6 protein-coding genes are annotated in these 8,102 nt (G+C 70.4%); 3 read left to right on the top strand and 3 right to left on the bottom strand.

All coding sequences use genetic code 11. The features are described 5' to 3' along the window. Positions 1-54: 54 nt before the first annotated feature. Both ABG085_RS04755 and ABG085_RS04760 read right to left on the bottom strand, forming a co-directional pair. Positions 55-2,778: a cation-translocating P-type ATPase gene (locus tag ABG085_RS04755; protein WP_347978281.1), complete on the bottom strand. Its 2,724-nt coding sequence runs from the start codon at positions 2,776-2,778 to the stop codon at positions 55-57. A gap of 61 nt (positions 2,779-2,839) precedes the next feature. Continuing rightward, complete coding sequence (locus ABG085_RS04760; RefSeq protein WP_347978282.1) at positions 2,840-3,547, bottom strand: TetR family transcriptional regulator; 708 nt, start codon at positions 3,545-3,547, stop codon at positions 2,840-2,842. Positions 3,548-3,703: 156 nt separating this feature from the next. Between ABG085_RS04760 and ABG085_RS04765 the strand changes: the two genes are divergently transcribed. From ABG085_RS04765 to sucD, 3 genes are all read left to right on the top strand, one after another. Further along, the gene (locus ABG085_RS04765) at positions 3,704-5,287 is read left to right on the top strand and encodes an FAD-dependent oxidoreductase (RefSeq protein WP_347978283.1); all 1,584 of its coding nucleotides are present in this window, start codon (positions 3,704-3,706) and stop codon (positions 5,285-5,287) included. 203 nt (positions 5,288-5,490) lie between these two features. Further along, positions 5,491-6,654, top strand: coding sequence for an ADP-forming succinate--CoA ligase subunit beta (gene sucC, locus ABG085_RS04770; RefSeq protein ID WP_347978284.1), 1,164 nt, complete (start codon positions 5,491-5,493; stop codon positions 6,652-6,654). A 33-nt stretch (positions 6,655-6,687) separates the two neighbouring features. After that, positions 6,688-7,590, top strand: coding sequence for a succinate--CoA ligase subunit alpha (gene sucD / locus ABG085_RS04775; protein ID WP_347978285.1), 903 nt, complete (start codon positions 6,688-6,690; stop codon positions 7,588-7,590). Between the two features lie 55 nt (positions 7,591-7,645). Here the strand turns inward: sucD and ABG085_RS04780 are convergent, their stop codons facing one another. Continuing rightward, positions 7,646-7,882, bottom strand: coding sequence for a tautomerase family protein (locus ABG085_RS04780; protein ID WP_347978286.1), 237 nt, complete (start codon positions 7,880-7,882; stop codon positions 7,646-7,648). Positions 7,883-8,102 lie beyond the last annotated feature (220 nt).

The following is an 8,102-nucleotide window of genomic DNA, read 5'->3' on the forward strand; positions in this document are numbered from 1 at the left end:
CGCCGGAACGCGCGCCACCCGATGTCGGGCGGCGCGCGTTCGGCTTGCGGCAGGTCAGGCGACGGCGGCCGCGCGGCGGGCGAGGCGGGCGCGACGGATCCACTTCTCGATCTCGATGAGCACCGGCACGAGCAGCGCCAGGCCGAGCGCCGTCAGCCACTGGTCGCCCGTCAGGCTCGTCGTGCCGATGAGGCGCTGCATGAAGCCGACCTCGACGGCCACGACGGTCAGCGCCAGCGGGATCGACAGCCACTTCACGGCGGCGACGATGGGAGCGGACAGCCCCGACTCGGGGTCGCGCCGCATGACGAGCCCGCCGAAGATCGAGCCGAGCGCGCAGACCACGAAGGCCATCGTCACCGGCACGTTGGGCTCGGTCGAGCTGAGCTCATCGGGGTAGATCAGCAGCGGCACGAGCGTCGTCAGGAAGATGAGGCTGCCGTAGACGAACCACAGTGTCACGGCGCCGCGGTTCGCGATCGTCTTCTTCGGGTCGCGCGGCGGCTTCAGCATGATGCCCTCGGGCACCGGGTCGAGGAGGATCACGACCACCGGGAAGATGGCGACGAAGAAGTTCAGGAACAGCACCATGATCGGGGTGAGCGGCACGCCGTTGTTGATCCCGAAGATGCTCGCGACGAGGAAGAGCAGGACGAGCGAGAACAGCTGCGACATCTGGAACCGGACGTAGCTGACGATCTTCTCGTAGATCCCGCGGCCGAGCTTGACGGCGGTGACGAGCGTGCCGAAGTTGTCGTCGACGAGGATCATCTTCCCCGCCTGCTTCGTCACATCGCTGCCGGAGCCCATGGCGACGCCGATGTCCGCCTGCTTCAGCGCGGCGGCGTCGTTCACCGCATCGCCTGTCATCGCGACGACGGCGCCGTCCTCCTGCATGAGGCGTGCGAGCCGCAGCTTGTCTTCCGGAGTGACGCGACCGAACATGTGCAGACGCGGCAGCGCCGCCTTCAGCTCGTCGTCGCTCATCGCCTGGATCTCGGCGCCGCTCGCGGATCCCTCGCCGAGTCCCAGCTTCGCGCCGATCGCGGCGGCCGTGATGGCGTGGTCGCCCGTGATCATGCGCACTTCGATGCCGGCTTCGCGCGCGATCCGCACGGCCTCCTTGGAGGAGGGGCGCAGCGGATCGATGATGCCGACCAGGCCGACGAAGGTGAGATCGGCGACGGCGGCCATCGGGTCATCCGCCACCGGCGCGTCGGGCGCGAAACGGCGGAACGCGAAGGCGAGCACCCGCAGTCCCTGCTCCGAGAGCTTGCGGTTGGCCTCGACGATCTCATCGCGGTGCTCGGCGATCGGCACCACGCCCTCCATCGTGGCCACCGAGCCGCAGCGCTCGAGGACGACGTCCGGACCGCCCTTGACGTAGCCCACGAGCAGCTCTTTGCCGTCGACCGGGATCCGGTGGAAGGTGCCCATGAACTTGTACGCCGAGTCGAACGGCACCTCGGCGACCCGCGGGAACGTGCTGCGGGTCAGCTCGGCGTCGGCCCCGAGCTTCGCCGCGAGCACGACGAGTGCGGCCTCGGTCGGGTCGCCGATCACGGCGCCGTCGTCCGACACCGTCGCGTCGCTGCACAGCGTCAGCCCGAGCGCGAGCTGCGTGAACTGCGGCACCGGCAGGCCGGCGGTGTGGAGCACCTCGCCGGCCTTCTCGTAGCCGCTCCCGGCGACGGTGAACCACTCGCCGCGGTAGTACAGCGTCTCGACCGTCATCTCGTTCATGGTGAGAGTGCCGGTCTTGTCGGAGTTGATCGCGCTGGTCGCACCCAGCGTCTCGACATCCGTCAGGTTCTTGACGACCGCCTTGTGCTCGGCGAGCTGCCGTGAGCCGTACGAGAGCATCGCCTGGACGAACGAGGGCATGCCCGTCGGGATCGCCGAGATCGCCATCGAGATGCCGAGCAGGATGACCGACGCGATCTCCTGTCCGCGCAGCAGGCCCGTGATGATGATGACGGCGACGGCGCCCCACGCGATCCAGCCCAGCACCCCCGTGAGGGAGTCGAGCTCGCGCTGCAGCGGCGACTTGCCGGGCTTGACGGACGAGAGCATCGTCGCGATCTGGCCCATCTGCGTCTGCATGCCGGTGCCCGTGATCACCACCGTCGCGGTGCCGCGTGTGACCTGGGTGTTCTGGAAGACCATGTCGGTGCGGTCGCCGAGCGCGGTGTCGGGATCGGCGAGGGTTGCGGCATCCTTCGGGATCGGCGCGCTCTCTCCGGTGAGCGCCGCCTCCTGCGTCTCGAGCGTCGCCGACCGGATGATGCGGCCGTCGGCGGGCACGAGGTCGCCCGCCTCGAGGGTCACGATGTCACCCGGCACGAGTGTGGTCGCAGCGACCTGCAGCAGGGTGCCGTCGCGGACGACCTTCGCCTGGGGGATCTGCATCTTCGCGAGGGCGTCGACGGATGCCTTCGCCTTGAGCTCCTGCCGGGTGCCGAGCACGATGTTGAGCACCACGAGCGCGCCGACGAGGATGCCGACGCTCACCTGATTGATGAACAGGCTGATGATCGCGACGGCGACCAGCATGACGTTCATGGGGTCGGCGAGCTGCTTCAGCGCCACCTGCCACGTCGACGGCGGCTTCTCGGCGGTGATCGAGTTGGGGCCGTGCTCGGCGAGCCGCTGGGCCGCGTCGGCGGCTGTCAGCCCGCGGTCGCGGTCGGTGCGGAATGCGGCGATGACGGCATCTGGGTCTTGGCTGTACCACGCGGTCTCGGCGGGCGATCCGGCGGTGGTCTCCACGGCGCTCATGGCCCGAACCTACCGCCGTGTCGTGCTCGGACGACAGAGGGATTCTGCGGCGCGCCGGGAATCAGTCGTCGAGCTGTGCCCGCAGCCGCCGTGCGAGTTCTGCGGTCGGCATCGCGCGGGGGAAGACGGCGACGACGACCTGGTCGGCGGCGGGATCGGCTTCGCCTTCGGGCAGCACGCCGAAGCGCCGGCGTGCGTCGTCGAGGGCCGTGCGCAGCACCGCCACCGGCACCTTCTTCGGGCCGCGGATGAGGCGGCGGAGCACGTGGTTGTGGATCGCCGTGACCAGCGCGGAGAAGCCCACCGCGTCGAGCGGATCCAGACCCGGCAGCGACGCGCGCAGATACTCGTCGAACAGGCGCTCGTAGCGGAACACCGTGACGATCTCGCGGTCGCGCAGCGCCGGAACCCCGCGCACCACCGCGTAGCGGCGTCGGGCGAGCTCGGGGTCGGCGGCGAAATGCGCGTAGACGAAGAGGGATGCCTCGCAGACGGCGGCCCACGGATCGCGGTGCGGCTGCGCCAGGAACTCCCGCAGCCGGTCGAGCAGCGCCTCGTGATCGGTGAAGACCACGTCGTCCTTGCCGCCGAACTGCCGGAAGAAGGTCGAGCGCGATACACCGGCGGCCTGCGCGATCTGCTCCACCGACGTCTGATCGAACCCCTGCTCGGCGAACAGCTCCAGCGCGGCGGCGACCACGGCCGCGCGCGCAGCGCCCTGGCCCGTCAGCAGGTTCTGGGCGGCGGAGGCGGCGGCGGTGTCGGACATCTCGGGGGAGAGCCTAGTGCGCGGCGCGTGCGTCCCGTACGGCATCCGTCACACACGCCGTCTCACGCCGCGCTGCTCCCACCCGCCTGCTTCCCACCCCGCCGGGTGCGTGTCAACCCGGTGGAGCAACCAGGGGCGCGCGCGTTCACTGTGAGGATGACGCCGATCTGGAAGCTCGACCCCGTCCGCGTGACCGGCACGCCGTTCGAGCCCGGACGGCGCCACGAGGTCGTCGTCGTCGGCGCCGGGCTGACGGGCCTCGCGACCGCCCTCCTGCTCGCACGGCAGGGCCGCGACGTGGCCGTGCTCGAGGCCGGCGAGATCGGAGAGCTGGCGTCGGGGGCCAACACCGGCAAGCTGACGCTGCTGCAGGGCTCGGTGCTGTCGACGATGCGCCGTCATCATCCTGCCCGGCTGGTGCAGGCCTACGTCGAGGCCAACGCCGACGGCGCGCAGTGGCTGACCTCCCTGGCCGACGAGCTCGGGGTGCCGTACTCGCGGCGCACCGCCTACTCCTACGCGCAGACCCCCGACGGCATCGAGACCGTGGCGGCAGAACTCGAGGCGGCGACGGAGGCCGGTCTTCCGGTGCGCCGCGTGGAGCCCGACCTGCTCGCGCAGTCGCCGTTCCCCATCGTGGACGCGGTCGCGCTCGATCGCCAGGTCGCGATCGACCCGCAGCAGCTGCTCATGGCGATGGCGCGGGCATACCTCGAGGCCGGAGGCGCCCTGCACACGGGTGTGCGCGTGACCCACGCGCACATCGTGCCTCATGCGGGCGTCGAGACGTCGGCGGGGTTCGCGGCCGCCGACCAGGTGGTGCTCGCGACGGCGACGCCGATCATCGACCGTGGGCTGTACTTCGCGAAGACGCGGGGACTGCGCTCGACGTGCGTCGCGTTCGCCATCGACGCGCCACTGCCCGAGGGGCTGTACCTGTCGGTCGACGGCGCGACGAAGTCGATCCGCTCGATCACTCCCTCCGACGGGCCGGCCGGTGCGGCCCAGCTCATCGTCGGCGGCAACGGCTTCCCGGTCGGGCGCTCCCCGTCGCCCCGCGCGTGCCGCGACGACCTCATCGCCTGGACGCAGGAGCACTTTCCGGGAGCCGAGCCCGTCGCCTCCTGGTCGGCGCAGGACTATCAGTCGCACGACCTCGTCCCGTTCGTCGGCGCGATGCCGCGGGGACTCGGCCGCGTGCGCTTCGCCACCGGCTACGCGAAGTGGGGGCTCTCGAACGCCCCCGCCGCGGCTCTTCGCATCGTGGCCGAGATCGGCCGCGTGCCGCGGCGCGAACGACCCGACTGGATGAACGTGATCTCGACCCGTTTCACCGTGCCGGCCGACCTCGCGCGCGGCGGCGTCGAGAATCTGCGCGTCGGCTGGCAGGCGGCATCCGGATGGGCGGGCGCCCAGGCGACGCCTGCCCCCGTCCGCCGCCCCGAAGAGGGCGAAGGCGTCGTGGCCAGCCGCGCGGGGCACCCCGTCGGCATCTCGACCGTCGACGGCGTGACGCGCGCGGTCAGCGCCGTCTGCCCGCACCTCGGCGGAGTGCTGCGCTGGAACGACGCCGAGCGCTCGTGGGACTGCCCGCTGCACGCGTCGCGGTTCACCGCGAACGGGCAGCGCATCGAGGGTCCCGCGCTGTGCGATCTCACCCGCCTGCCCCGCGTTCCCGGCGAGGAGATCGAGGACGACGGGTCGACGGCATCCGCTCCGCAGCCCGCCGCCGCCCGCTGATCGGACAGCGCCGACCGATCGTCGGCGGCCCGCCCGAACGGCGCGAGGCGCCCTCGCGCTCGGCCTGTGCGGAACGGCGGGCGCGTCGCTGCGGTCAGAACCGGACGATGACCGGTAGTAGGCTGGGGCACTGGTCGATATCTCGACGTCGAGACGCTTTTCGCGTCATCCCACCCCATTCGCCACCTGCGAAGGAATGCACTGTGGATCTGTACGAGTACCAGGCACGTGACCTTTTCGAGAAGTACGAGGTGCCGGTGCTCGCCGGCATCGTCGCGGACACGCCGGAGGAGGTGCGAGCCGCAGCCGAGAAGATCGGCGGAGTCGTCGTCGTCAAGGCCCAGGTCAAGACCGGCGGTCGAGGCAAGGCCGGTGGCGTGAAGGTCGCCAAGACCCCCGACGAGGCGTACGAGGCGGCCAAGGCCATCCTCGGCCTCGACATCAAGGGCCACGTCGTCAAGCGCGTGATGGTCGCCCAGGGCGCGCGCATCGACAAGGAGTACTACTTCTCGGTGCTGCTGGACCGCGCGAACCGCTCGTACCTGTCGCTGTGCAGCGTCGAGGGCGGAATGGAGATCGAGGAGCTCGCCGTCGAGCGTCCCGAGGCGCTCGCGCGCATCGCGGTCGACCCGCTGCAGGGCATCGACAAGCAGAAGGCCGTCGAGATCGCGGAGGCCGCCGGCTTCTCGGCTGACCTGGTCGATAAGGTGAGCGACGTCTTCGTCAAGCTCTTCAACGTCTACACCGGCGAGGACGCGACGCTCGTCGAGGTCAACCCGCTCGTGCTCACCGAAGAGGGCGACGTCATCGCCCTCGACGGCAAGGTCTCGCTCGATGAGAACGCCGACTTCCGTCACGCCGGGCACGCGCTGCTCGAAGACAAGGATGCGGCCGACCCGCTCGAGGCCAAGGCCAAGGCCAACGACCTCAACTACGTCAAGCTCGACGGCGAGGTCGGCGTCATCGGCAACGGCGCGGGTCTCGTGATGTCGACGCTCGACGTCGTCGCCTACGCCGGCGAGAGCCACGGCGGCGTGAAGCCCGCCAACTTCCTCGACATCGGCGGCGGCGCCTCGGCCGAGGTCATGGCCGCGGGCCTGGACGTCATCCTGGGCGACCCGCAGGTCAAGAGCGTGTTCGTCAACGTGTTCGGCGGCATCACCGCGTGCGACGCGGTCGCGAAGGGCATCGTGGGCGCGCTGGCCGAGCTGGGCTCGAGCGCCTCCAAGCCGCTCGTCGTCCGCCTCGACGGCAACAAGGTCGAGGAGGGCCGCGCGATCCTCCGCGACGCGAACCACCCCCTCGTGACCCTCGCCGAGACCATGGACGAGGGCGCCGACAAGGCCGCCGAGCTCGCCAACGCCTGAGCCCCGACATCCGGAACTAGGAAAAGAACAGACATGTCGATCTTCCTCAACAAGGACTCCAAGGTCATCGTCCAGGGCATCACCGGCGGCGAGGGCACCAAGCACACCGCCCTCATGCTCAAGGCTGGCACCCAGGTCGTCGGCGGCGTCAACGCACGCAAGGCCGGCACCACCGTGCTCCACACCGACGCCGACGGCAACCCCGTCGAGCTGCCCGTCTTCGCGTCCGTCGCCGAGGCCATCGCGGCCACCGGCGCCGACGTGTCGATCGCGTTCGTGCCGCCCGCGTTCACGAAGAGCGCGATGATCGAGGCCATCGACGCCGAGATCCCGCTGCTCGTCGTCATCACCGAGGGCGTGCCCGTCGGCGACACCGCCGAGGCGTGGGCGTACGCGCAGTCCAAGGGCGACACCACCCGCATCATCGGCCCGAACTGCCCCGGCATCATCACGCCCGGCGAGTCGCTGGTCGGCATCACCCCTGCCAACATCACCGGCAAGGGCCCGATCGGCCTCGTGTCGAAGTCGGGCACCCTGACGTACCAGATGATGTACGAGCTGCGCGAGATCGGCTTCTCGACGGCCATCGGCATCGGCGGCGACCCGATCATCGGCACCACGCACATCGATGCGCTCGCCGCGTTCGAGGCCGACCCCGAGACCAAGGCGATCGTCATGATCGGCGAGATCGGCGGCGACGCCGAGGAGCGCGCGGCCGACTTCATCAAGGCGAACGTGACCAAGCCGGTCGTCGGCTACGTCGCCGGCTTCACCGCTCCCGAGGGCAAGACCATGGGCCACGCCGGCGCCATCGTGTCGGGTTCGGCGGGCACCGCACAGGCGAAGAAGGAGGCCCTCGAGGCCGCCGGCGTCAAGGTCGGGAAGACCCCGTCCGAGACCGCCGACCTGATGCGCGAGATCATCCAGGGGCTCTGAGCTCCACACACGAGAACGGATGCCGCGACCTCGGTCGCGGCATCCGTTCGTCGTTTCAGCCCGGTGACCCCGGGCCACCGAAGCGCGAGACGACGGCCGAGCGGCCGGGGTCCTCGCTGGCGAGCACGCCGCCGTTCGCGACGAAGTCGGCGGCGACCTCCTCGAACATGATGCGCACGTCCTGCCGCCGGGCGCCGAGCGCCTCGACGGCGGCGCGGGTGACCTCTTCGGCGAAGCGGCGGCGCTGGTCGACGGTGCGTCCGGGCAGGAGCTCGACTCTGATGTTGGGCATTCCCCGTCTTTCCGCCGCGCCGTCGGACCGGCGCGGTCGGCGCCAGCCTAGCGACGACCGTCCGGATGATCGCGGATTCGATGTATTCCAGAAGGGGAATCCGACTCACCTCTTGTGAAGGGCGTCCTGCCGGGGCTACATTCCCCCCGTAGTGCGAACGGCGCGAGCCGGGCGCATTGGGGGTGGGGATCTCGTAGGACGAATGGGCAGAAGGGGCCCC

This window comes from Microbacterium sp. ProA8, assembly GCF_039905635.1.
Taxonomy (GTDB): domain Bacteria; phylum Actinomycetota; class Actinomycetes; order Actinomycetales; family Microbacteriaceae; genus Microbacterium; species Microbacterium chionoecetis.